The following is a 22,529-nucleotide window of genomic DNA, read 5'->3' on the forward strand; positions in this document are numbered from 1 at the left end:
TTCTCAGGCGTCCTTTTTGGCCGCATCGGGCAGGAAGGCGGGATCATCGGTGACGTGGCCCTGAATCCGGCGGGAATTGCCGCGGAAGTGGGCGATCACCGTTCCGTCCTGATTGGTCACCACCACATCGGTCACGCCGTTGCGGCCCTTCTGCCACACCTCCCGCCCTTCGGCGGTCAGCACGTCGCCCAGCTTTCCGGCGGCGGTGAAGGTGATGGAGCAGGAATGCGCCACGGTGCTGAAGTTGTGGGAATTGCAGACATGGGCAAAGCAGGTGTCCGCCAGCGTGAAGCACATGCCGCCGTGCAGGATATCGTGACCGTTGACCATGTTTTTGGTCACGGTCATCCGCAGGCGGGCATGGCCCGGCCCGACCGCCTCAATCTCCATGCCCAGCCCGTGCGCGGTGTGGTCGCGCTCGTGCATGGCGGCGCTGGCGGCCTCGGCGATTTTCTGTTTCCGGTCGTCAGTCATAAAACCGCGTTCCCCCCATTACTTTCCGCCGCAGCAGCGCCGACGGGCGGTAGCGGTCTTCCTTGAAGGTTTCAAACAGGCTTTCCAGCGTGAACAACAGGCCGTCGAGGCCGATCTCCTCGGCCCAGGCCAGCGGCCCGCGCGGATAGTTGACGCCCTTGGTCATCGCCAGATCGACATCGGCGGCAGTCGCCACCTGCTGAAGGACCGCATCGGCGGCCTCGTTGGCCAGCATGGCGACGGTGCGGGTGACGATCAGCCCGGCAACGTCCTCCACCACCGACACCGCCAGCCCCAGCGACTGGAAGAAGCCGGTGGCGGTGATCAGCGCCTGCGGGCTGGCCTGATCGGCGGCGGCAATGGCAACGCGCTTTGCCGTCAGCCAGTCCAGCGCCAGATCGTAGACCACCACCTCGGTCTCGTGTTCCTCGAACGCCACTTCGGTCGCCATCCGCCCGTCGGACGGCAGCAGCAGTACGCCATCAACGGTCAGGGTGCCTTCGCCGCCATCACGGGTATAGGCAACGCCTTTGGCATCCAGCAGCGCGGTCAGGGCGACCACACCCTGCACCTGCACCGCCTGCGGGGCCGGGCAGGGGGCGGCGGTGTGCGGCTGCGGCTGCTCCGCCCCGTCGGCGTAGTCATAGAACCCGCGCCCGGTCTTGCGGCCCAGCCATCCGGCGTCCACCAGATCCTTCTGCACCAGCGACGGCAGGAAGCGTTCGTCCTTGAAATAGGCGTCAAACACCGAATTGGTGACGGCGAAGTTGACGTCGTGGCCGATCAGGTCCATCAGCTCGAACGGCCCCATGCGGAAGCCGCCGCAGTCCCGCATCACCGCATCGATGGTGGCGGGGCTGGCCGCCCCTTCCTGATACACCCGCTGGGCCTCGGCATAAAACGGCCGGGCGACGCGGTTGACGATAAAGCCGGGGGTGGATTTGGCCTGCACCGGCTTTTTGCCCCAGGCGGCGGCGGTGGCATAGATCGCCTGCGCAACCGCCGGATCGGTGGCGATGCCGGAAATCACCTCCACCAGCGCCATCAGCGGCGCCGGGTTGAAAAAGTGCATCCCCACCAGCCGGTCCGGGCGCTTCAGGCCCGCGCCGATGGCGGTGACGGACAGGGAGGAGGTGTTGGTGGCGAGAATCACCTCCGGCCCGCACAGGTCTTCCAGCTGGCTGAATACCGACTGCTTGACGTCAAGGCGTTCGACAATCGCCTCGATCACCAGCCCGGCCGGGGCCAGCGCCGCCAGACTGTCGGCCAGCGCGATGCGGCCGATCAGGGCGTCATAGTCAGCCTGATCCATTTTGCCGGAGGCAACGCGCTTGGACAGGGTTCTGGCGACCCCGTCGCGGCCCTTGGCGGCGGCACCGTCCATGGCATCGTACAGCAGCACGGAATGCCCGGCAGCGGCGGCCACCTGCGCGATGCCCGCGCCCATGGTGCCCGCGCCGATAACGGCGATAACGGTGGAATTCGGAAGCGCGGTCATCGGCTTACTTCCCGGTAAAGGCGGGCTTGCGCTTATCGAGGAAGGCTTTGACCCCTTCCTGATAGTCGCCGGTGGTTCCGGCGATGGTCTGAAGGTCGCGTTCCAGATCCAGCTGCTCGTCCATGGTGTTGGTCCAGGTGGCGTTCAGCGCCCGCTTGATCAGCGACAGGCCCTTGGTCGGCTGGGTGGCAAGGTGGGCGGCCATGGCCTTGGCCTCGGTCAGCAGGGCGTCGTCGTCAACGCACTTCCAGATCATGCCCCAGTCGGCGGCCTGTTCGGCGCTGACCTTGTCGCCCAGCAGCATCAGGGCGGCGGCGCGGGCGCTGCCGACCAGACGCGGCAGGGTCCAGGTGCCGCCGGAATCCGGGACCAGCCCGATCTTGCAGAAGGCCTGAATGAAGCTGGCGGAGCGGGCGGCCAGAACGATATCGCAGGCGAAGGCCAGATTGGCCCCGGCCCCGGCGGCCACACCGTTGACGGCGCAGATCACCGGCATCGGCAGGGCGCGCAGCGAGCGCACCAGCGGATTATAGCGCTTTTCCAGAGAGTCCCCGAGGTTGGGGGCCTGATCCCCCGAATTGACGGCGCGGTCGCCCAGATCCTGCCCGGCGCAGAAGCCGCGCCCGGCCCCGGTCAGCAGCACGGCGCGCACGCTGTCATCGGCGTTGATCTTACGGATGGCGTCGGCCAGTTCGCTGTGCATCTGCACGGTGAAGCTGTTCAGCTTGTCCGGGCGGTTCAGGGTCAGGGTGGCGACGCCGTCGGCGATTTCGAACTGGATGGTTTCGTAGGTCATGAACACAAATCCTGTCGCGTGGGTGGGGGCGCGTGGATGGGGGCGCGTGGGTGGGGGGCTCAGCGCCCGGTAAACACCGGCCTGCGTTTCTCAAGGAAGGCGGCAACCCCTTCCTGCTTATCAGCGGTGGCGAACAGCTGGCAGAAGCTGCGGCGTTCGGCGTGCAGGCCCTGTTCCAGACCGGTCTCGAACGACTTCAGCACCGCTTCCTTGGCCATCCGCACCGCCAGCGGCGGCTTTGCGGCGATCACGGCGGCAATCTCCAGCGCCCGGCTGACGGTCAGTTCCGGCTGGGTGAGTTCCGACACCAGCCCCTGCGCCAGCGCGGTGCGGGCATCAAGGAAGGTGCCGGTCAGGTTCAGCAGCATGGCGTTGGATTTGCCGATGGCGCGGGTCAGGCGCTGGGTGCCCCCGGCACCGGGGATGATGCCAAGGTTGACTTCCGGCTGGCCGAACTGTGCGGTCTCCCCGGCGATCAGGATATCGGCATGCATCGCCAGTTCGTTCCCCCCGCCGAGGGAAAAGCCGTTGATGGCGGCGATCAGCGGCTTGGGAAATTCGCGGATGGTTTTCCAGTGGCGCGGGCGTTCGTCGGTCAGGATCGAGGTGGCGGTGTGGGCCGCCAGTTCGCCGATATCGGCCCCGGCGGCAAACACGCGGTCGCCGCCGGTCAGCACCACGGCGCGCACGCCGTCATCGTCGGTGGCCTGCGTCAAGGTGGCGGCCAGCTCGCGCAGGGTCTGGCTGCGCAGGGCGTTGCGGGCCTTGGGGCGGTTGAGGGTGATCAGCAGCACATGCGGCTGCGGCAGGCTGACGAGGATGTCTTCCCCGTCGGAATAGCCGCATCGGGCTTCCTGCGTAACGTCTGGCATCATGTCCTCCCATCTCGTCCGCCCGGCGTGGACGGTTTTCCGTCCATCAGAGCGTACCGGACCCACTTCTGGACAGAACCACGCTTTTGGTGATGGCACCGATAGGCGGATAGTCTGGCGGGTTTCTCGGGTAATTGTGATACAAAATCAGTGGCACTGACGAACTATTTTGTAAACCTTTTTCCGGTGGCCGGAAACCACAAAGTTAAAAGGGTTCTAAGGGTAGCTTGGCAACCGGAGCGCAGCGACTGGGCCATTGAGGCCCCGCGCGACCATTCGCGCGTGAGGCAAGGGCGCGGATGCCCCCGCCCGCCGCCTGAGGGGCCAAACATACAAGGGACCCAAAAAACAAAACGGAGCGCAGCGACTGGCCCATTGAGGGCCCGTGCCCCCATGGGCACGTGAGGCAAGCGGGCGGACGCCCGCGCCCGCCGCCTGAGGGACCCAACAAAAAAGGCACGGCGGAGCCGTGCCGCCCGCCGCCTGAGGAACAAAACAACAAAGACCTCTTTAAACCGACGGAATCGGCGGCAGCGACAGCCCGAGGTCTTTCAACCGGACGGAGATATCGGCCAGCCAGCGGTTCAGCAGTTCCGGCCCGGAGGCGCGGCGCAGGCCGAAGCGGGCATACTGGCCGGAATGCTGGGATTCCGAACGGCCAAAGGTGGCGGTCACGCGCGGGAACCAGTAATCCACCGCCAATTGCGCCTTGGCGCCGCTGCGGGAGCGGTCAATCGCCTGCTTCAGGCCCTCGTGGCCCCATTCGGCATGCTGCTTTTCCCGCGCCACCACCGGCTTCAGGGCATCGGCCAGCGGCTGGTAGGAACAGCCGGTCAGTTCGGCAAGCTGCACGGCGGAGGCGGTGCCCATCAGCAGGTTCAGGGTCAGGGCATCCAGCCAGCCTTCCAGCGGGTAATGGAAGACGTTCAGCCGCTTGTCCGACCCCACGCGGCGGGTGCCGAGATCCAGCGCCCGGTCAAGGCGGCTGTACCAGCAGTGCGACCGCACATACAGGTCGGCGTTGACGTTAAACGGCTCCATCAGCGCCAGCACCTGATCGGCATGCTGATACTTCTCGCTGACGATGCGGGCGGCGATGCCGCGTTCCTTCAGGCCCGGCGCGCTGTTGATGAAGGGCACGAAGCCCGCCGCGCCTGCCAGCTCGGAATCGACGAACACCGCCATCAGGCGCATCAGTTCGCCCCGGTAGCCCGGCGACAGGTCATCGCCCGCAGTAAAGGTGCCGCCTGCGGCGATGTGGTTGATGATGTCGGTATCGGTCTTGGCCATGATCACTGCCTCTCTGGGACGGTCTGGCCCGGCGGTGTCGCGCCGGGGATCGGTGGGGTGGGCCGCCTGCCGGGGCCTCGTTGTTGGTGTCTCTTCCCGGAATGGTAAAAACGTCCGGCGGGAAGAGATACAAAAATAGACACCTTTCTTTAAATTTGGTATCAGAAAAAACAACAGCAGGCGAGGGGGCGGGTCACACCGCAAAAGGCCGCCCCCCGGAATGCCGGAGGCCGCACGTCAGCCGCAGACCACCCGTCAGGCAGCAGGCCGCACGCCGGAACGGTTTCAGCTGAGTCTCAAAGACAGGCCCGGGCAAAGCGGGCCGGGAAGACAGAGGGGTACACGTCCTTATGAGCAACATTCTGATCCTTGTCGGCACCGAATCCGGCAACGCCCAGATGGTCGGCGATACCCTGATGGATGAGTTCACCGCCCTCGGCCACGCGGCGGAGGTGTCTTCCGACGCCCAGACCGCCGCCGATCTGGGGCTGGACGGGCGCGACGTGGTGCTGATCATCACCTCCACCCACGGGCTGGGCGAACTGCCCGACAACATCATCCCGATCCATGATGATCTGGACGCCAGCCGCCCGGACCTGTCGGGCCTGCGCTACGGCGTTATCGCGCTGGGCGACCAGACCTATTCTGATACCTTCTGCAAGGCCGGGAAGATTATGGACGGCCTGTTTGCCGCCTGCGGCGCGCAGCGGGTCGGCGAGCGCCTTGAAATTGATGCCTGCACCCAGCCGCTGCCCGATGAAGAGGCGGTGACGTGGTCGAAGGAATGGCTGGCCCAGCTTGGGTAAGCCGCAGCAGTTTTGAATCAAAAAAGAATATACGGCAGTCTCAAAAACAACGCCAAAGGCGGGCACCCCCACCGGGCCGCCTTCTGAAAAAAGACAGATCGGGAAACGTTCCTGAAAAGACATCCGGGGCCAGCCGCCCCGCAAAGGAGAAGCACATGAGCCGCCTGAGCGATCTGGTCGCCAAACATCAGGGTCTGCTGGACAAAGCCATTGAAGCCGCCGCCGCGCGCGGCTACTGGGCCGCCTACCCGGAAATGCCCTCCGGCAAGATTTATGGCGAAACCGCCAAGGATGACGGCGAGGCCGCCTTCAAGGCCGCGCTGAACCAGCCGTTCGCGCTGGATGTGCCGGGCGCTTCCGGCACCGTCGGGGCGGAACAGAGCCCGTTCGGCTTTGATCTCGGCATCACCTATCCCAAGGCCGATGTCTCCGCCGTTATCGCCGCCGCGCAGGCCGCCCTGCCGGGCTGGCGCAAGGCCACCCCGCTGGAACGCGCCGCCGTCTGCGCCGAAATCCTCGAACGGCTGAACAAAAAGTCTTACGAAATCGCCTTCGCGGTGATGCACACCACCGGGCAGGCCTTCATGATGGCCTTTCAGGCCGGTGGCCCGCACGCGCAGGACCGTGGCCTTGAAGCCGTGGTCTACGCCCTGAAAGCCCAGACCGATGTGCCGGGCGGCGAGGTGGTGTGGGACAAGCCGCAGGGCAAGAACCCGCCGCTGGTGATGAAAAAGCGCTTCCACGTCGCCCCGCGTGGGGTGTCGGTGATGATCGGCTGCTCCACCTTCCCGACCTGGAACGGCTACCCCGGCCTGTTCGCCAGCCTCGCCACCGGCAACCCGGTGATCGTGAAGCCGCATCCGGGCGCGGTGCTGCCGCTGGCGATCACCCTGAAAATCGCCCGCGAGGTGCTGGCCGAGGCCGGGTTTGATCCCAACCTGCTGATTCTCGCCGCCGACAGCGCCGACGCGCCGATCACCAAAGACCTGTGCCAGCGCCCGGAGGTGAAGATCATCGACTTCACCGGCTCCTCCGCTTTCGGCACCTGGCTGGAAGACAATTGCCGTCAGGCGGTGGTCTATACCGAAAAGGCCGGGGTCAACTTCGTCATCATCGAGTCCACCAACGACTTCAAGGGCATGATCCGCAACATGTCCTTTACCCTGTCGCTGTACACCGGGCAGATGTGCACCACCACCCAGAACATCTTCATCCCCAAGGGCGGCATCGACACCGAAGACGGCCACAAGTCCTTCGATGAGGTGGTGCAGGCACTGGCCACCGGCGTGGACAAGTTCCTCTCCGACCCGGCCCGCGCCGTGGAAGTGCTGGGCGCGGTGCAGAACCCCGCCACCGCCGCCCGCATCGCCGATGCCGCCAAGCTGGGCGAGGTGGTGCTGCCGTCGAAGACCCTCGACCACCCGTATCTGCCGGGTGCCCGCGTCCACACCCCGACCATCATCAAGCTGTCGAAAGCCGACGAAGCCGCCTACACACAGGAATGCTTCGGTCCGGTCAGCTTCGTGATCGCCGTCGATGACGCCGACGACGCCATCGCGCTGGCCCGCAAAACGGCGATGGAACACGGGGCGATCACCGCCGGTCTCTATTCCGCCAAGGATGACGTGATCGAAAAGACTACCGAAGCCTGCCTTGACGCGCAGGTGGCGCTGTCGGTCAACCTGAACGGCGGCGTGTTCGTCAACCAGACCGCCGCCTTCTCCGACTTCCACGCCACCGGCGGCAACCCGTCGGCCAATGCGTCACTGGCCGATTACGCCTTCGTCGCCAACCGCTTCCGCTTCGTCGGGGTGCGCGTTCCGGCGTAACACGGGGCCTGTCGGAACACAAAGCCGGGCGCGGGGAGACGATCCCCGCGCCCGGTTTCTTTTTGGCGGGTGCTTTCAGAGGGCAGGGCGCTGCCCTGCAACCGGCAAAGGGCCATTGGCCCTTTGATCCCGGCTATTTGGTTGGGTGAATGGGAAGTATTTACAATTGAAGAGGGAAGATTTATCGTCATTACACCTTAAGGCCGGGCGTCTCCAGAAACAGAGAAAGGGTGGCTTCCAGAGATGTCCGGCTTTAAGAGAGATGGGGTCAAATAACGTCCATTATAATTTTTATTATAAAAATTATTCAATAGGAGTGGTCGTATGAACGACATTCGCGAACGCTATCACGTTGCTAAATTAACACTGTTCAATGTTAGATTAATGTCTGAGATGCAGCGCAGTGACGATCCGGGAGTGCAGAAATTGATTTCTTCGGAAATCACGAAAAATAAATTATCTCCTCCTGTATCTCTACTTCATCAAGGATCATTCGTTTCGGTTGCGTATGTTTGCTTAGTGTGGCTATGGGAATCTGTGAAAATAGAAAATAAAGAAAAGGAATTTTTGGATAAAATTCCAGAAAATGCTGAAATATTAAGATTAAAAATTCCTTCCAATGATAAAATAAATGGACCGCGTAAAGTCAGTGACTGGAAGGCTGTATTGAGGTTAGTTCGTAATGCACTGAGTCATGGTAAGGTTCAGATAGAAGATGATTTTTTCATATTTCATGATCAAGATAGAAATCGAGGTGAAAAATTACCAACATATATTAAATTGACTTGGGAGGAACTTGGAAAAATTTCAGAGATTTGCATATATTCATGTAAAGAAATGGTTACTTCCTGACGGTTGCACCTCAGGAGTGTTAGCAGTTAGCAGTTAGCAGTTAGCAGTTAGCAGTTAGCAGTTAGCAGTTAGCAGTTAGCAGTTAGCAGTTAGCAGTTAGCAGTTAGCAGTTAGCAGTTGGTTTCGTGGTGCAGGAGGGGGTGTTCTGGCCCCCTCTTGCCCGACTTTTGGCTTGCCTGCGATCAGAGTCGCGGCTTTGCCGACGGCGCACGATCGGAATCGCCGGAGTTGGGTTCGCCCTTCGGTTCGATCAGCAGGACTTTCACCTCTTTCTCCGCCCGGGGGCGGTGGACCACGCCTTTGGGGACGATGAACAGGTCCCCGGCTTTGAGGGGCCGCGACGGTTCCCCTTCGATATCCATCACCATCTCGCCCTCAAGGACGAGGAAGAAGTCATCGGTGGTGTCGTGCTTGTGGAAGGGGTATTCGCCGACGAGCTTCACCACCATCACGTCGTTGTCGTTGTAGTCGGCAATCACATGCGGGTCCCAGTGGGTGGTGATGTGGCCCAGCTTTTCGGCGAGAGAGATGCTTTTCATGATGCGGTGTCCTTTCTGTCCCGGCGTGTGCGGCAGACAGGACACCATGGCCGACCATGGGCGGTCTTGTACGTTTGTGCAGAGTGGGCACCACCCGGCCCAAAACGGGATGCAAGGGCCAATGGCCCCAACCGGGCAAAGCCCGGCCAAACCGGGATGCAAGGGCCAATGGCCCTTGCCGGGTGCGGGCAGCGCCCGCGTCTTCCCATTCTCCCCCCCTCCAACACTCAAAACGCCGGAAACAGCAGTGGCACCAGTGCGACGGTGACGGCCATGACGATCAGGGTGAAGGGCACGCCGATGCGGATAAAGTCGCCGAAGGTGTAGTTGCCCGGCCCGACCACCAGTGTGTTGACCGGGGAGGACACCGGGGTCATGAAGGCGGCGGAGGCGGCCAGCGCCACTGTCATGGCGAAGGGCAGGGGCGATGCGCCGAGGGTCTGGGCGACGGCCAGCGCCACCGGGGCCATCAGCACGGCGGTGGCGGTGTTGGAGATGAACAGCCCCAGCACGGCGGTCACCGCAAACAGGCAGGCCAGCACGGTATGCAGGCTGGCCCCGCCGGTGGTGGCAATCAGGACGTCTGCGGCCAGCGTCACCCCGCCGGTACGCTGGAGGGCGATGGAGAACGGCAGCATGCCGACGATCAGGATCAGGCTTTGCCAGTGGATGGAGCGGTAGGCCGAGGACAGATCGACGCAGCGCAGCGCCCCCAGCAGCAGGCAGGCGATCAGGGCGGCCTGCACGTTGGGCACGGCGCCGCTGACCATCAGGCCGACCATCACCGCCAGCGCGGCAAGGGCCTGCGGGGCGCGTCCGGCGGCGGGCACGGCGTCGTCCACCTCGGCGGGCAGGGTCAGCACGATCAGGTCGCTGGGGTCGGCCTGAAGGCGGCGGATGGCTTTCCACGGGCCGATCAGCAGTAGGGTATCGCCGGTTTTCAGCGGGGTGTCGAGCAGGCGGCCGGGATGGGGGCTGTTGTTGCGGTGCAGGCCGATGACGGTCAGGTCGTAATCGCTGCGCACCTTGCCGGTCAGCACGGTTTTCCCGACCAGCCGGGAGGTCGGCGGCACCATCACCTCCACCATGCCGATTTCGTGGGTGCGGTCGGAGAAATAGGGCGCGGTCAGCGGCAGGCGGTCAAGCCGGTACAGCTCCGCCACATGGTCCACATCCACCGTCGGCTGGCTGAGGTCGAGGTAGATCACATCCCCGGCTTCCAGCACCGTATGGGCCAGCGGCCGCACGAAGCGGTCGCCAAGGCGCGGGGTGGCGCGTTCGATCAGCACGATGTTGACGCCGGAGGCGGCGCGCAGGTTCAGGTCGCTCAGGCGCTGGCCGACCAGCGGCGACAGCGGGGCGACGCGCAGGCGGTATTCGCGCTCGTGCAGGCGGTACTTTTCCACCCAGTCGGCCAGACGCGGCCGGTGGCGCTTTGGCTTGGCCCCGCCGCGTACGGTCAGCCAGCGGCGGGCGACGGCCATATAGGCCACGCCGAGCAGAAGCACCGGCACCCCGACCGGCGTGAAGTCAAAAAAGCCGAAGCCGGGCAGGCCGTGGCGTTGCAGTTCGGCATGCACCACCAGATTGGGCGGGGTGGCGACCAGAGTCATCATGCCGCTGATCAGGGCGGCCATCGACAGCGGCATCATCAGCCGCCCGGCGGCCAGCCCGGCGGCGCGGGTGATGCGCAGCACCACCGGAATGAAGATGGCGACCACGCCGGTGGAACTCATCACCGAGCCAATTCCGGCGACGCTGACCATCAGCAGGCCGAGCAGGCGGTTTTCATTCCGCCCGGCCTTCATCACCAGCCAGTCGCCCATACGCTGGGCCACCCCGGTGCGCACCAGCCCTTCGCCGACCACGAACAGCGCGGCGATCAGGATCACGCTGGGGTCGCTGAACCCGGCCAGCGCTTCCTGCATGGTGATGACGCCGGACAGCGGCATTGCCACGATCAGCAGCAGCGCCACCACATCCATGCGGGGGCGGTTGATGGCAAACAGCAGCACCGCCGCCGCCAGAAACAGCAGAACGGTCAGCAGATCGGGGGACATGGCAGGTCTCGCAGACAGGGCAGACAAAGCCGCCACGCTACCGGAGCCTTCCCCCTGCGGCTATCCGCATCAATACGGAGGGGGGGCGCTTACCGCAGCAGACGGATCACCCCGGCGTTGCCGTCCACCTCGACCGTCTCGCCGTCGCGCAGCCGCTGGAGCAGGCCGGGGCAATTGACAACGGCGGGCAGGCCGTATTCCCGCGCCACAATGGCGGTGTGGGAGATCCAGCCCCCGGTTTCCGCCGCAATGGCCCCGGCCCGCAGGAACAGCGGGGTCCACGCCGGGTCGGTGGCCGGGGCGACCAGAATATCCCCGGCCTTAAGGCGGTGGCCGTCGGTGGGGTGGTGCAGCAGGCGGACGGTGCCGCGCACCACGCCGCCGGAAACGCCCATTCCGGCCAGTGTGGTGTCATCGGCCACCACCGGGGTGACGGGCGGCAGGGGCAGGCCGCCGGTGATCACCGCCGGGGGGGCTTCCGGCAGGGTGGCCCGGTGGACGCGGCGTTCGGCAATGCGGCGGCGCAGGGGCAGGGGGCCGCGCAGAGTGTGGTGCCACACCTCCTGCCGGGTGCAGTGGAAAATGTCTTCGGGGGTGTCGATCTCGCCGCGTTCGGTCAGCCGCTGGCCGAGGGCCAGCATCAGGCGGCGCATGCCGTCGAGGATGAAGACCAGCGTGGACTTGGCCTCTTCGCGGGCGGCGGCATCGGTGGCGGCGTTGCGGGTCAGGGTGCGGATCAGCGGGCGCAGGGCGACGGGCACGGCGGACCACGCGGCGGCCTGCCGCTGGCGGGCGGTGTCCGGGGTGGCGCTGCCAGTCCCCGTCCCGGTGTTCAGGTGCCCGGCGATCACCTCCAGCAGCCAGCCGGGGTCTTCCCGCCAGCGCGGGCTGGCGATGTCGATTTCGTCAATGCTGCGGTGGCCGAAGGTGGCGAGGAAACCGGCGAAGGCGGCCCGGAACGGCGAGGACTCCGGCAGGCTCTGCCAGTCCTGATACGGGGCCGGGGCCGGGCAGACCGGGTCTGAAAACTGCCTGATCCAGCGCAGGGCCTCCGGGTCAGTGCGGATCAGCGCCGCCAGATCCTGTAGACGCGCCCCATGGTCGGCACTGGTGACGCCGCCGCGCCCGGCCATCAGGGCGGAGGCGAGTTCCGCCCCGCGTCCGGGCCGGACTTTTTCCAGCAGCAGCCGCACCGGCAGCACACCGCCGCCGCCGAAGATCAGCCCGGTCAGGATCACGTCATCGGGGGTGATCAGGCGGCACAGGGCATCGGCGCGTTCAATCAGGGTGGTATCGCTGAGAGGGTCCGGCAGGACGGTGGTCAGGCGGGTGACCTCGGCGCGCACGGCGGCAACATGGGCGGGCAGGGCGCGGCGCATGGCCTTCAGGGCACGGTTGATCCGGCTGACGGAGCGCAGCCAGCGCAGGCGGTCCCGCCATCCGGCGGCGGGCACGGTGATGGCGGGCTGATGGCCGCCGATCATGCTGTTAAACAGCGCGGGCGGGGTGCCGAACTGTTGCCAGCTTTCCCACTGCATCTGTGACAGGTTCAGGTACATCCGCCCGTGGAACAGCCGGAAGCGGCGGATTTCCGGGGCGGGGACCCCGCCGGTGAAGCGGGCGGGGGCGACCAGCGCCCGTTGCAGCAGGTCCCGCGACAGGCTCCAGCCCATGGCGGAGGGCGGGCGGGCCGCCACCTCCCGCACATTGGCATCGGACCACAGCAGCGGCTGCCCGGCGATGGCGGCGGGCATGGTCTCGGGCAGCCGCGTCACCGGCCGGGCCTGCACCAGCCACAGGCGGTGGCCGTCCCACACCCATTCGATATCCTGCGGTGTCTCGAACGCGCCGAGAGTGTCTTCCACCTGCCGCGCCAGCCGAGCGAGATCGCGGGCGGCCTCCTCCGGCAGGGCAGGGGCGGCGGCCTGTGCGGCGGGGACGGGTTCGGTGACGGTGCCGCCACCGGGGGCGGGGATAAACCGCAGCTCCTTCCGGCCCCGGGTCCACTGCACAATCCGGGTGTCGCTGCCATCGCAAAGGGTGCCGTCGGTGGTCAGTTCCACGATGATGTCATCGGGGTCGCAGCGGCCCTGCACCACGGCTTCGCCCAGCCCGAAGGCGGCGGCAATCCGTACGTGGTCATGCCGCCCGCTGCGCGGATCCTGCGAAAAGGCCACCCCGGCGGAGACGGCGGACAGCATCGGCAGCAGCACCACGGCGGGCTCAATCGGCGCGGTCAGGCGCAGGCGGCGGCGGTAGCTGAGGGCACCATCCCCCCAGGCGGAGGCCCAGCAGGCCCGCACCGCCTGTTCCAGCGCCGCCGCCCCGCTGACATGCAGCAGAGAGGTATGGACACCGGCAAAGGAGGCGGCGGCGGAATCCTCGCCGGAAACCGAGGACCGGACGGCTATCGACGGCCAGCGTGCCACCAGAGCCGCCAGCCGGTCCCGCAGATCGGCAGGCAGCGGCGCGGTGACGATGGCCTGTTGCAGGGCGACCGCAGCGGCGGGGGGTATAAGGGCGGTTTCCGGGTCCGGGCAGGCCCGCTGCCACAGGGGCATCAGGCCGTTGCTTTCCAGAAAGGCCCGGAAGGCCGCCACCGGCAGGGCTGCCAGCTCCGGGACCGGAAAGCCGAGCAGGCTGAGGCGGGCCAGCGCCGCCGCCTTGCCGCCGCTCTGGGCGGCCCCGGTGGTGGCTCCGGTGGCGGCAATAGCTTCGGCCCCGTCAAGAAACAGCGGAAAGGCGGCGGTCATCGCGGGGCGGCTCCGTGCAGGAACAGGGTCAGGATGCGGTTAAAGTCACTACGCAGGGCGGCCGGGTCGGGATCAGTCAGGCAGCGCATGGTGACGCCGAGGAACAGCATCTGAAGGTTTTCCGACAGGGCTTCGGCACTGATATCACTGCGGATTTCCCCGTTGTCCTGCCCGTGTTCCAGCACTTTGGTCAGGATGATGCCGAAACCGCTGCGGCGGCGGTCGCCGTCGGGGGTGGCCATCTGGCTGAAGCGGTGGCGCAGATAGGCGGGGAACAGGCCGGTGTTGCGCTCAATCCAGCGGACCGAGGAGTCAAATAACTGTTCCAGACGGCTGGCGGTGGTGCCGGGGGCGGTGATCAGGCCCAGCATCTCCGGCTCCGAAGCGGCAATGTCGGCGCGGACCATGGCGGCTGCGATGGCATCCCGGGTCGGGAAGTGGCTGTACAGGGTTGCCTTGGCCACATCGGCGGCGGCGGCGATCTGTTCCATGGTGACGGCGCTGAAGCCATCGCGGGCGAACAGGGCGGCGGCGGTGGCAACGATCTCGTCATGGGCGGCCTGCCGTTTGCGTTCGCGGCGGGTGGAGGGGGTGGACATGGCACCTCTCTAAACTTGAACGTCGTTCAAAATAAAACGTCGTCCAAGTTTGTCAAGCGGGCGAACGCCCGCGCCCGCCGCCTGAGGGACCCATCAAACAAACGGAGGCCCAAAGGGCCGACTGGGCCATTGAGGCCCCGCGCGACCATTCGCGCGTGAGGCAAGGGCGCGGATGCGCCCGCCCGCCGCCTGAGGGACCAAACAAAAAAGGGACCAAACAAAAACAAGAAACCCCCAAGGTTTCCCTTGAGGGTTTCATGGTGGGCGATACAAGGATTGAACTTGTGACCCCACCCGTGTGAAGGGTGTGCTCTCCCGCTGAGCTAATCGCCCGTTTTACCGGTTGCCGGGATGCCCGGCGTCGGGAGGCGCTTTATAGAAAAGACGGCCCCACCCTGTCAACGGAAAAAATGACAGATTTTATCCGGCCCCGCAGGCCCCGTCTGCGCCCAGTTGCACCTGATCGGCGCGGGCATCAATGCGGCTGACGTGGCGGCTGACCGCCGGGCTGGGGTGCAGCGGCGTGCGGTCGAGCGGATCAGGAAGCTGGGCGGCCAGCAAGGCGGATTCCCGCTGGCTTAAGGCGCTGGCGGGCTTGCGGAAGTAGTGGCGGGCGGCGGCCTCGGCCCCATAGAGGCCGGGGCCGAATTCCACGATGTTCAGGTAGGTCTCCAGAATCCGCCGCTTCGGCCACAGGGCTTCCAGATAGACGGTCAGATAGGCTTCCAGCCCCTTGCGCAGGAAAGTCCGGCCCGGCCACAGGTACAGATTCTTGGCGGTCTGCATGGAAATGGTGCTGCCGCCAACCAGTGTCCGCCCGCTGCCGTAACGGTCGATGGCATTGCTGATCGCATCCCAGTCAAATCCCCAGTGGGTGCAGAATTTCCCGTCTTCCGAGGCGATGACGGCGCGGCGCAGGTGTGGGGAGATGGCGTCCAGCGGCTGCCAGTCCTTGTCCAGGCCATGGCCCTGCGCGGCGCGGATCAGCATCAGGGGGGTGCCCGGCGGCGGCAGAAAGCGGAACAGCAGGGTCAGCAGCAGCGGCAGGCCGACCGCAACCGCCAGAAACCCGCGCCACAGCAGGCGGCGGGTGCGGGGGGAGGGCAGGCGCAGGCGGAATGGCAGGGGCACGGGCGGCGGGATCCGGTTGGGGGTGGTTGCACAGCCTACCTGTGATGCCGGTGGGGGAAAACCCTGAAGGCGGTGTGGGGGCCGGGACGGATCGGGAAAAAGCGCACGGGGGATCAGCCGGGCGACAAAGTAGCTTGCGTTATGCCAGTTACTGGTGTTTAGTAACTTTAATGGTGAAAGTGACCGAGGTGTCTCCGGCATGCAGCGTAAAAGTATCGGCAACACGCAGTGCCCTATCGCCCGCAGCCTCGACCGGGTCGGGGAGTGGTGGAGCATCCTGATCCTGCGGGATTGTCTTCAGGGCCTGACGCGGTTTGATGAATTTGAAAAAAGTCTCGGTATCGCATCCAACATGCTGACCCGCCGTCTGGCCGGACTGGTGGACTCCGGCCTGCTGGAGCGGCGGCAGTACAACGACCGCCCCCCGCGCTTTGAATATATCCTGACGGAGCGGGGGCGGGACTTCGAGCCGGTGCTGGCAACCCTGCTGGCGTGGGGTAACAGGCACTTTGCCCCTGAAGGGCCCAGCGTCATCATCGTCAACCGCGAAACCGGCGAAGCCGCCGACCCGGTGGTGATTGACCGTATCAGCGGGCGTGCCCTGTCTGATCCGGTGTTCTCCACCGCGCCGGGGCCTGCCGCCGAAGGAGAAATCCGGGACCGGCACGCCCATCTTCTGCACTCCGGAAGACGCTGATCGCCCCGGCGCTGTCCGGCGCCCCTGTCTGTTATTTCTTTCCGCCCTGTGCATGACCGGGGCGGTGGTCCGCTGATGGCCGGGCCGCCGCCGATGGACCCACATTTCTGATTCCCCCCCTTAAAAACTCCGCCGGAGCCTCGGTGAGGGGGCTTTTCTCTGGCTGAGAATCTCAGGCCAGCCGTCCCCTGCTGGCCGCAGGTGACCCACACCGTGCCCGTGGCGGCCGGTGATCTTCAGATGCAGCAGATCGTTCGGAGGACGCAGATGTCCGCAGTAACCAAGATTGGGCTGGCCTTCGGTCTGGCCGGGCTGGCCATGGGATTGGCCGGCTGTGATTCCCCGCCCCCGTCTGACAGTGATCCCCGGCAACTGCCGCCACTGGTCCGGACCACGACGGTCCAGCCTGCCGCCGGGGCGGAGCGGGGCTTTACCGGGCTGGTGATGGCCCGGGTACAAAGCAGCCTGACCTTCCGGGTGGCGGGGAAAGTGACGGCCCGCCTTGTTGATGCCGGTCAGCCGGTCCGGGCGGGCCAGCCGTTGATGCGGATCGACCGCACCGATTATGAACACGCTGTCGCCGCCCAGCGCGGAAACGCGGCGGCGGCAAGGGCACGGATGAAGCAGGCGGTGGCGGATGCGGCGCGCTACCAGTCTCTGGTGGCATCCGGCGCGGTGTCCCAGTCGGCCTATGATCAGGCGAGGGCGGCCGCCGACAGTGCCCGTGCGCTGTCTGATGCGGCGGAGGCCCAGCTGAAGGTTGCCGAAAACGAGGGGCGCTATTCCACGCTGGTGGCGGACAGCGACGGCGTCATCATGGAAACGCTGGCGGAGCCCGGCCAGTTCGTCGCCGCCGGGCAGGTGGTGATGCGGCTGGCGCAGGACGGCCCCCGCGAGGCGGCGATTGATCTGCCGGAAACGGTGCGCCCTGCCATCGGGGCAACGGCTGAGGCCAGCCTGTATGGTGTTGACGGGCGCTTTCCGGCCCGGCTGCGGCAGTTGTCGGATACCGCTGATCCGGTGACGCGGACGTTTGAGGCCCGCTATGTGCTGGATGGCAGGGCTGCCACGGCCCCGTTGGGGGCGACGGTCACCATCCGCATGGCGGCGGATGCCGCTTCCGCTGTTGTGGTGCCTCTGGGGGCCATTGATGACCGGGGGGCCGGTCCGGGGGTCTGGGTGATCGACGGGCCGACGGCCACGGTGTCATTCCGGCCCGTGCGCCTGCGCCGGCTGGAAAGTGAACGGGCGGTCCTCAGCGACGGGGTCCGCCTTGGCGAGTCCGTTGTCGCGCTGGGGGGCCATGTCCTGCACGAAGGGCAGCAGGTCCGCCGCGCAGAGCAGAAGGCGGTGCTGAAATGAGCCTGTTCAATCTTTCCGCCCTTGCGGTGCGGGAACGCTCGATCACGCTGTTCCTGATCATTCTGATCTCGCTGGCCGGGGGCCTGTCCTTCTTCAAACTGGGGCGGGGCGAGGATCCGGCTTTCACCATCAAGGTCATGACCGTTGTCTCGGTCTGGCCGGGCGCGACAGCGCAGGAGATGCAGGATCAGGTCGCCGAGAAGATCGAAAAGCGCATGCAGGAACTGCGCTGGTATGACCGGAGCGAGACGTTTACGCGCCCCGGTCTGGCCTTCACCACGGTGACGCTGATGGACAGCACGCCGCCTGCCGCCGTGCAGGAGGAATTCTATCAGGCGCGTAAGAAGATCGGTGACGAGGCCCGCACCCTGCCCGCCGGTGTGATCGGGCCGATGGTCAACGACGAATATGCGGATGTGACCTTTGCCCTGTTTGCCCTGAAGGCCAGGGGCGAGGCCCCGCGCCTGCTGGTGCGGGATGCGGAAACCCTGCGCCAGCGCCTGCTGCATGTGCCGGGCGTGAAGAAGGTCAATATTCTGGGGGAGCAGGCGGAACGGATTTATGTTGAGTTCTCTCACGAGCGGCTGGCCACGCTGGGGGTGAACCCGCAGGATATCTTTGCCGCCATCAGCAGCCAGAATGTGCTGACCCCGGCGGGATCTGTCGAAACCAACGGGCCGCAGGTGTTCATCCGGCTGGACGGGGCCTTCGATGAACTGGAGAAAATCCGCGAGACGCCGGTGGTGGCGCGGGGAAAAACGCTGAAACTGTCCGATATTGCCACGGTCAGCCGCGGGTATGAGGATCCGGCGACCTTCATGATCCGTAGCGGCGGAGAACCGGCACTGCTGCTGGGGATCGTCATGCGCGACGGCTGGAACGGTCTGGATCTGGGCCGGGCGCTGGATCAGGAGGTTGCGGCCATCAACGGGGATCTGCCCGTGGGCGTCAGCCTGACCAAAGTCACCGATCAGGCGGTCAATATCAGCTCCGCCGTTGACGAGTTCATGATCAAGTTCTTTGTCGCCCTGCTGGTGGTCATGGTGGTGTGCTTCCTCAGCATGGGGTGGCGGGTCGGCATCGTGGTGGCGGCGGCAGTGCCGCTGACGCTGGCCGTGGTGTTTGTGATCATGGGGGCCACCGGTAAAAACTTTGACCGCATCACGCTGGGATCGTTGATCCTTGCGCTGGGTCTGCTGGTGGATGATGCCATCATTGCCATCGAGATGATGGTGGTGAAAATGGAAGAAGGCTACGACCGCGTCGCGGCATCCGCCTATGCCTGGAGCCATACCGCCGCTCCGATGCTGTCGGGTACGCTGGTGACGGCCATCGGCTTCATGCCGAACGGCTTTGCCCGGTCCACGGCCGGTGAGTACACCAGCAACATGTTCTGGATCGTCGGTATCGCGCTGATTGCGTCCTGGGTGGTTGCCGTGGCTTTCACGCCCTATCTGGGCGTCAGGCTGCTGCCGGAGATCCGTAAGGTGGACGGGGGCCATGCCGCCATCTACAACACCCCGCATTACAACCGTCTGCGCCGTCTGCTTCGCCGGGTCATTGCCCACAAATGGCTGGTCGCCGGTGCGGTGATGGGGGCCTTTGTGGTTGCCGTACTGGGGATGGCGGCGGTCAAGAAACAGTTCTTCCCCACCTCTGACCGTCCGGAGGTGCTGGTCGAGGTGCAGATGCCCTATGGCACCGCAATCGGGCAGACCAGCGCCGCCGCCGCCAAGGTCGAGGCCTGGCTGTCCGGTCAGCCGGAGGCCAGAATTGTCACCGCCTATATCGGTCAGGGGGCACCGCGCTTCTTTCTGGCGATGTCGCCGGAATTGCCGGATCCGTCGTTTGCGAAAATCGTGGTCCGCACCGACAGTCAGGAGGACCGCGAACGCCTTAAGCACAGGCTGCGTCAGGAGATTGCTGCCGGCCTTGCCCCCGAGGCCCGCCTGCGGGTCACCCAGATCGTGTTCGGGCCGTACTCTCCTTTTCCCGTGGCCTACCGCGTGGTGGGGCCTGATCCGGACCGGCTGCGGGAGATTGCGGCCGGGGTGCGGCAGGTGATGGAGGGCAGCCCGATGCTGCGGACCGTCAACACCGACTGGGGCACGCGGACGCCGACATTGCATTTTACCCTGGAGCAGGACCGCCTTCAGGCTGTCGGCCTGACCTCCGGTGCCGTAGCCCAGCAGTTGCAGTTTCTGTTGTCCGGCGTTCCGGTAACGGCGGTGCGCGAGGATATCCGCACCGTTCAGGTGATGGCCCGCTCTGCGGGGGAAACCCGGCTTGATCTGGCGAAGTTCGCTGATTTTACCCTGACCACGGCCAGCGGGCAGCGTATTCCGCTGTCGCAGGTCGGGGGCATTGACGTACGGATGGAGGAGCCGGTGATGCGCCGCCGCGACCGCATGCCGACGATTACCGTGCGGGGCGACATCGCGGAAGATCTGCAACCCCCTGATGTGTCTGCGGCGATCACCCGGCAGCTTCAGCCGGTTATGGACAGGCTGCCTGCCGGATACCGGATCGAAGAGGCCGGATCCATTGAGGAATCCGGGAAAGCGACCAAGGCGCTGTTGCCGCTGTTTCCGGTTATGGTGGCGCTCACCCTGATCATCATCATCCTTCAGGTCCGCTCGATCTCTGCCATGGTGATGGTCTTTGCCACCAGTCCGCTGGGCCTGATCGGGGTGGTGCCGACCCTGCTGCTGTTCCATCAGCCGTTCGGCATCAATGCGCTGGTCGGGCTGATTGCGCTGTCGGGCATTCTGATGCGCAATACCCTGATCCTGATCGGCCAGATTGACCATAATATCGAAGAAGGCCTGACCCCGTTTGAGGCGGTGGTCGAAGCGACGGTGCAGCGGGCCCGGCCGGTGATCCTGACCGCGCTGGCGGCCATTCTGGCCTTCATCCCGCTGACCCATTCGGTGTTCTGGGGAACGCTGGCCTACACCCTGATCGGTGGCACCTTTGCCGGAACGGTCCTGACGTTGGCCTTCCTTCCGGCGATGTATGCGATCTGGTTCAGGATCAGGCCGACGCCGGTTCCGGGCTGATCTTCTTCTCTCCCTTTATACCCCACAGAAAGGAACTGCAATGTCAGAGCCTAAGGTTGTTGTCGTCACCGGTGTGTCATCCGGTATCGGGCGGGCCGCCGCCGGGCAGTTTGCCCGGCAGGGATGCCGGGTGTTCGGCACCGTGCGGGACGGCCGGACGGCCCGGCCACTCCCGGGGGTCGGTCTGATCGAGATGGATATCCGCGACGAGGTGTCCGTCCGGAGCGGAATCCAGAGCATCATCGATCAGGCCGGACGGATTGATGTGCTGGTCAACAGTGCGGGCGTGACTTTGCTGGGGGCAACGGAAGAAACGTCGGTAACAGAGGCGCGGTCTCTGTTTGAGACAAATGTGCTTGGGATTCTGCGCACGGTGCAGGCGGTGTTGCCGCACATGCGGGGGCAACGGTCCGGGCGGATTGTTAACATCAGTTCGGTGCTGGGCTTTCTTCCCGCGCCCTATATGGGGCTTTATGCGGCCTCCAAGCATGCGGTTGAGGGCCTGTCGGCGACCCTTGATCACGAGGTGCGCCGCTTTGGGGTCCGCGTCACGCTGGTGGAGCCGTCTTTCACCAACACCAACCTTGATCTCAATGCGCCGGAAGCGGTGGCCCGTCTTGCGGACTACGATGCGGACCGCAGCGCCGTCACCCGGGCGATTCAGGTCAATGTCCGCAAGGCGCCGGGGCCGGAGGCGGTCGCTGCCACGGTGGTTGCTGCCGGATTGGGCCGATGGAGGATGCGGCGGACACCCCGGGGCGAGGCCTCTCTTCTGGCCGTGCTGCGGCGCTTTCTGCCCTCAGGCCCGGTTGAGGCGGGTTTGCGGAAAACGTTCGGCCTGTCCTGACCGGGGCTTTGGCCGGGGTGGGGGACACAGTGGTTTTCCTGAGGGTTCCCGCCCCCCGCCAGAGCCCGGAAAAGATTCCAAAAACAAGAAACCCTCAAGGTTTCCCTTGAGGGTTTCATGGTGGGCGATACAAGGATTGAACTTGTGACCCCACCCGTGTGAAGGGTGTGCTCTCCCGCTGAGCTAATCGCCCGTTTTACCGGTTGCCGAGATCCTCGGCGTCGGGAGCCGGATGTATATAGATCCGGCTCCCGGCTGTCAACAGGGAAAAATCAGTCTGCTCCGGCCAGCGCCGCAGCCGGGGAAAGGACCTGTGCCACCGCCTGCGGCAGGTGGCTGAAGTGGTCGATCAGGGCATCCGCGCCCAGGCTTTCCAGCGGGCCGTGGCAATAGCCGAAGGTGACGCAGACGCAGGGCAGACCGGCGGCGCGGGCGGCGGCGCTGTCGTTGATGCTGTCGCCGATCATCACCGCCGGGCGGCCGGTGGCGTTCAGGCGCTCCAGCGCGGTGGTCAGCGGCAGCGGATCGGGCTTCAGCACCGGGGTGGAGCCGCCACCGATCACCACGGAGAAGAACTTCAGCAGGTCCAGCTTTTTCAGCAGGACGAGGGCGGGCTGTTCCGGCTTGTTGGTCACCACCGCCATCGGGTGCCCGGCGGCGTGCAGGGTGGTCAGGGTTTCCACCACGCCGGGGTAGAGGGTGGTTTCCGCCGTCGGATGGTCGCCGTAGACCTCCATGAAGCGGTCATAAAGGGTTTCGATGACGGTTTCGCCGTCGTGGCGCGGGGCGGGCAGGCCGCCGGTGTAAAGGTAGGCCCGTTCCATCAGCTTGCGGGCACCGTTGCCGATCATCGCGGTGATGGCGGTGCGGTCCAGCGGGGCGCGGTCATCGGCGGCCAGCACGCTGTTCACGGCGGTCAGCAGGTCGGGCACGCTGTCCACCAGCGTTCCGTCAAGGTCAAACAATAGGGCGGGGAGGTGGGCGGGGAGGTGGGGAGTCATCTTTACGTCCGCTATCGGTGAGAAGAAAGGGGAATGAGGAAAACCTGAAACACAACGAAACACG

Annotated in this window: 18 protein-coding genes and 2 tRNA genes; 7 read left to right on the forward strand and 13 right to left on the reverse strand. The window is 65.3% G+C overall.

The genetic code is table 11. From position 1 onward, the window contains the following. Positions 1 to 3: 3 nt before the first annotated feature. The 5 genes from paaI to FHS48_RS12925 all read right to left on the reverse strand — a co-directional run bounded on the left by paaI (position 4) and on the right by FHS48_RS12925 (position 4,930). Positions 4 to 474 carry a hydroxyphenylacetyl-CoA thioesterase PaaI gene (paaI, locus tag FHS48_RS12905; protein ID WP_184263978.1) on the reverse strand — a complete coding sequence of 157 codons (471 nt, stop codon included), beginning with the start codon at positions 472 to 474 and terminating at the stop codon, positions 4 to 6. After that, positions 467 to 1,972, reverse strand: a complete 1,506-nt coding sequence (gene paaH / locus FHS48_RS12910; protein ID WP_184263979.1) for a 3-hydroxyacyl-CoA dehydrogenase PaaH — start codon at positions 1,970 to 1,972, stop codon at positions 467 to 469. Before paaH ends, paaI begins: the two co-directional genes overlap by 8 nt. Before the next feature lie 4 nt (positions 1,973 to 1,976). Beyond that, positions 1,977 to 2,768 (reverse strand): 2-(1,2-epoxy-1,2-dihydrophenyl)acetyl-CoA isomerase PaaG, encoded by a 792-nt coding sequence (paaG, locus tag FHS48_RS12915; RefSeq protein ID WP_184263980.1) that lies wholly within the window; start codon positions 2,766 to 2,768, stop codon positions 1,977 to 1,979. A gap of 59 nt (positions 2,769 to 2,827) precedes the next feature. After that, positions 2,828 to 3,643, reverse strand: coding sequence for an enoyl-CoA hydratase-related protein (locus FHS48_RS12920; protein ID WP_184263981.1), 816 nt, complete (start codon positions 3,641 to 3,643; stop codon positions 2,828 to 2,830). 507 nt (positions 3,644 to 4,150) lie between these two features. Next, positions 4,151 to 4,930: a Phenylacetic acid catabolic protein gene (locus FHS48_RS12925; RefSeq protein WP_184263982.1), complete on the reverse strand. Its 780-nt coding sequence runs from the start codon at positions 4,928 to 4,930 to the stop codon at positions 4,151 to 4,153. 350 nt (positions 4,931 to 5,280) lie between these two features. On the opposite strand from FHS48_RS12925, the gene FHS48_RS12930 reads away from it, so the two are divergent. From FHS48_RS12930 to FHS48_RS12940, 3 genes are all read left to right on the forward strand, one after another. Next, positions 5,281 to 5,736, forward strand: a complete 456-nt coding sequence (locus FHS48_RS12930) for a flavodoxin domain-containing protein (RefSeq protein ID WP_184263983.1) — start codon at positions 5,281 to 5,283, stop codon at positions 5,734 to 5,736. A 155-nt stretch (positions 5,737 to 5,891) separates the two neighbouring features. After that, complete coding sequence (gene paaN, locus FHS48_RS12935) at positions 5,892 to 7,565, forward strand: phenylacetic acid degradation protein PaaN (protein ID WP_184263984.1); 1,674 nt, start codon at positions 5,892 to 5,894, stop codon at positions 7,563 to 7,565. 324 nt (positions 7,566 to 7,889) lie between these two features. Further along, a complete protein-coding gene (locus FHS48_RS12940) occupies positions 7,890 to 8,417 on the forward strand; it encodes a hypothetical protein (protein WP_184263985.1) in 528 nt (175 codons plus the stop codon). A gap of 182 nt (positions 8,418 to 8,599) precedes the next feature. Here FHS48_RS12940 and FHS48_RS12945 read toward each other — a convergent pair whose 3' ends face one another. The 6 genes from FHS48_RS12945 to mtgA form a co-directional block, all read right to left on the reverse strand. Continuing rightward, a complete protein-coding gene (locus FHS48_RS12945; protein ID WP_184263986.1) occupies positions 8,600 to 8,956 on the reverse strand; it encodes a cupin domain-containing protein in 357 nt (118 codons plus the stop codon). Positions 8,957 to 9,183: 227 nt separating this feature from the next. Further along, the gene (locus FHS48_RS12950) at positions 9,184 to 11,016 is read right to left on the reverse strand and encodes an SLC13 family permease (RefSeq protein ID WP_184263987.1); all 1,833 of its coding nucleotides are present in this window, start codon (positions 11,014 to 11,016) and stop codon (positions 9,184 to 9,186) included. 89 nt (positions 11,017 to 11,105) lie between these two features. Next, a complete protein-coding gene (locus tag FHS48_RS12955) occupies positions 11,106 to 13,769 on the reverse strand; it encodes a PEP/pyruvate-binding domain-containing protein (protein WP_184263988.1) in 2,664 nt (887 codons plus the stop codon). Further along, complete coding sequence (locus FHS48_RS12960) at positions 13,766 to 14,368, reverse strand: TetR/AcrR family transcriptional regulator (RefSeq protein ID WP_184263989.1); 603 nt, start codon at positions 14,366 to 14,368, stop codon at positions 13,766 to 13,768. Before FHS48_RS12960 ends, FHS48_RS12955 begins: the two co-directional genes overlap by 4 nt. Positions 14,369 to 14,626: 258 nt before the next feature. Beyond that, positions 14,627 to 14,701: transfer RNA gene (locus FHS48_RS12965), tRNA-Val, on the reverse strand. Between the two features lie 87 nt (positions 14,702 to 14,788). Continuing rightward, positions 14,789 to 15,499 carry a monofunctional biosynthetic peptidoglycan transglycosylase gene (gene mtgA / locus FHS48_RS12970; RefSeq protein WP_184263990.1) on the reverse strand — a complete coding sequence of 237 codons (711 nt, stop codon included), beginning with the start codon at positions 15,497 to 15,499 and terminating at the stop codon, positions 14,789 to 14,791. A gap of 199 nt (positions 15,500 to 15,698) precedes the next feature. Between mtgA and FHS48_RS12975 the strand changes: the two genes are divergently transcribed. The 4 genes from FHS48_RS12975 to FHS48_RS12990 all read left to right on the forward strand — a co-directional run bounded on the left by FHS48_RS12975 (position 15,699) and on the right by FHS48_RS12990 (position 21,464). Continuing rightward, positions 15,699 to 16,196, forward strand: a complete 498-nt coding sequence (locus FHS48_RS12975) for a winged helix-turn-helix transcriptional regulator (protein WP_184263991.1) — start codon at positions 15,699 to 15,701, stop codon at positions 16,194 to 16,196. A gap of 267 nt (positions 16,197 to 16,463) precedes the next feature. Further along, on the forward strand, positions 16,464 to 17,558 hold the full coding sequence (locus FHS48_RS12980) for an efflux RND transporter periplasmic adaptor subunit (RefSeq protein ID WP_184263992.1): 1,095 nt from the start codon (positions 16,464 to 16,466) through the stop codon (positions 17,556 to 17,558). Then, the gene (locus FHS48_RS12985; protein WP_184263993.1) at positions 17,555 to 20,617 is read left to right on the forward strand and encodes an efflux RND transporter permease subunit; all 3,063 of its coding nucleotides are present in this window, start codon (positions 17,555 to 17,557) and stop codon (positions 20,615 to 20,617) included. The genes FHS48_RS12980 and FHS48_RS12985 overlap by 4 nt, the downstream gene beginning before the upstream one ends. Before the next feature lie 40 nt (positions 20,618 to 20,657). Then, positions 20,658 to 21,464, forward strand: coding sequence for an oxidoreductase (locus FHS48_RS12990; protein ID WP_184263994.1), 807 nt, complete (start codon positions 20,658 to 20,660; stop codon positions 21,462 to 21,464). Between the two features lie 118 nt (positions 21,465 to 21,582). Here the strand turns inward: FHS48_RS12990 and FHS48_RS12995 are convergent. Then, positions 21,583 to 21,657: transfer RNA gene (locus tag FHS48_RS12995), tRNA-Val, on the reverse strand. Positions 21,658 to 21,736: 79 nt separating this feature from the next. Continuing rightward, positions 21,737 to 22,465, reverse strand: coding sequence for a phosphoglycolate phosphatase (gph, locus tag FHS48_RS13000; protein WP_184263995.1), 729 nt, complete (start codon positions 22,463 to 22,465; stop codon positions 21,737 to 21,739). Positions 22,466 to 22,529 lie beyond the last annotated feature (64 nt).

The sequence above is a fragment of the Novispirillum itersonii genome, from assembly GCF_014205675.1.
Classification (GTDB): Bacteria; Pseudomonadota; Alphaproteobacteria; order Rhodospirillales; family Rhodospirillaceae; genus Novispirillum; species Novispirillum itersonii_A.

Excerpts from the sequence above, each read along its gene's own strand:
- FHS48_RS12980 (WP_184263992.1), top strand. The coding sequence starts at position 16,464 with ATGTCCGCAGTAACCAAGATTGGGCTGGCCTTCGGTCTGGCCGGGCTG.
- FHS48_RS12975 (WP_184263991.1), top strand. The coding sequence starts at position 15,699 with ATGCAGCGTAAAAGTATCGGCAACACGCAGTGCCCTATCGCCCGCAGC.
- FHS48_RS12945 (WP_184263986.1), bottom strand. The coding sequence starts at position 8,956 with ATGAAAAGCATCTCTCTCGCCGAAAAGCTGGGCCACATCACCACCCAC.
- FHS48_RS12950 (WP_184263987.1), bottom strand. The coding sequence starts at position 11,016 with ATGTCCCCCGATCTGCTGACCGTTCTGCTGTTTCTGGCGGCGGCGGTG.
- paaN (WP_184263984.1), top strand. The coding sequence starts at position 5,892 with ATGAGCCGCCTGAGCGATCTGGTCGCCAAACATCAGGGTCTGCTGGAC.
- FHS48_RS12960 (WP_184263989.1), bottom strand. The coding sequence starts at position 14,368 with ATGTCCACCCCCTCCACCCGCCGCGAACGCAAACGGCAGGCCGCCCAT.
- gph (WP_184263995.1), bottom strand. The coding sequence starts at position 22,465 with ATGACTCCCCACCTCCCCGCCCACCTCCCCGCCCTATTGTTTGACCTT.
- FHS48_RS12990 (WP_184263994.1), top strand. The coding sequence starts at position 20,658 with ATGTCAGAGCCTAAGGTTGTTGTCGTCACCGGTGTGTCATCCGGTATC.
- FHS48_RS12940 (WP_184263985.1), top strand. The coding sequence starts at position 7,890 with ATGAACGACATTCGCGAACGCTATCACGTTGCTAAATTAACACTGTTC.
- FHS48_RS12985 (WP_184263993.1), top strand. The coding sequence starts at position 17,555 with ATGAGCCTGTTCAATCTTTCCGCCCTTGCGGTGCGGGAACGCTCGATC.
- FHS48_RS12925 (WP_184263982.1), bottom strand. The coding sequence starts at position 4,930 with ATGGCCAAGACCGATACCGACATCATCAACCACATCGCCGCAGGCGGC.
- paaI (WP_184263978.1), bottom strand. The coding sequence starts at position 474 with ATGACTGACGACCGGAAACAGAAAATCGCCGAGGCCGCCAGCGCCGCC.
- paaG (WP_184263980.1), bottom strand. The coding sequence starts at position 2,768 with ATGACCTACGAAACCATCCAGTTCGAAATCGCCGACGGCGTCGCCACC.
- paaH (WP_184263979.1), bottom strand. The coding sequence starts at position 1,972 with ATGACCGCGCTTCCGAATTCCACCGTTATCGCCGTTATCGGCGCGGGC.
- FHS48_RS12955 (WP_184263988.1), bottom strand. The coding sequence starts at position 13,769 with ATGACCGCCGCCTTTCCGCTGTTTCTTGACGGGGCCGAAGCTATTGCC.
- FHS48_RS12930 (WP_184263983.1), top strand. The coding sequence starts at position 5,281 with ATGAGCAACATTCTGATCCTTGTCGGCACCGAATCCGGCAACGCCCAG.
- FHS48_RS12920 (WP_184263981.1), bottom strand. The coding sequence starts at position 3,643 with ATGATGCCAGACGTTACGCAGGAAGCCCGATGCGGCTATTCCGACGGG.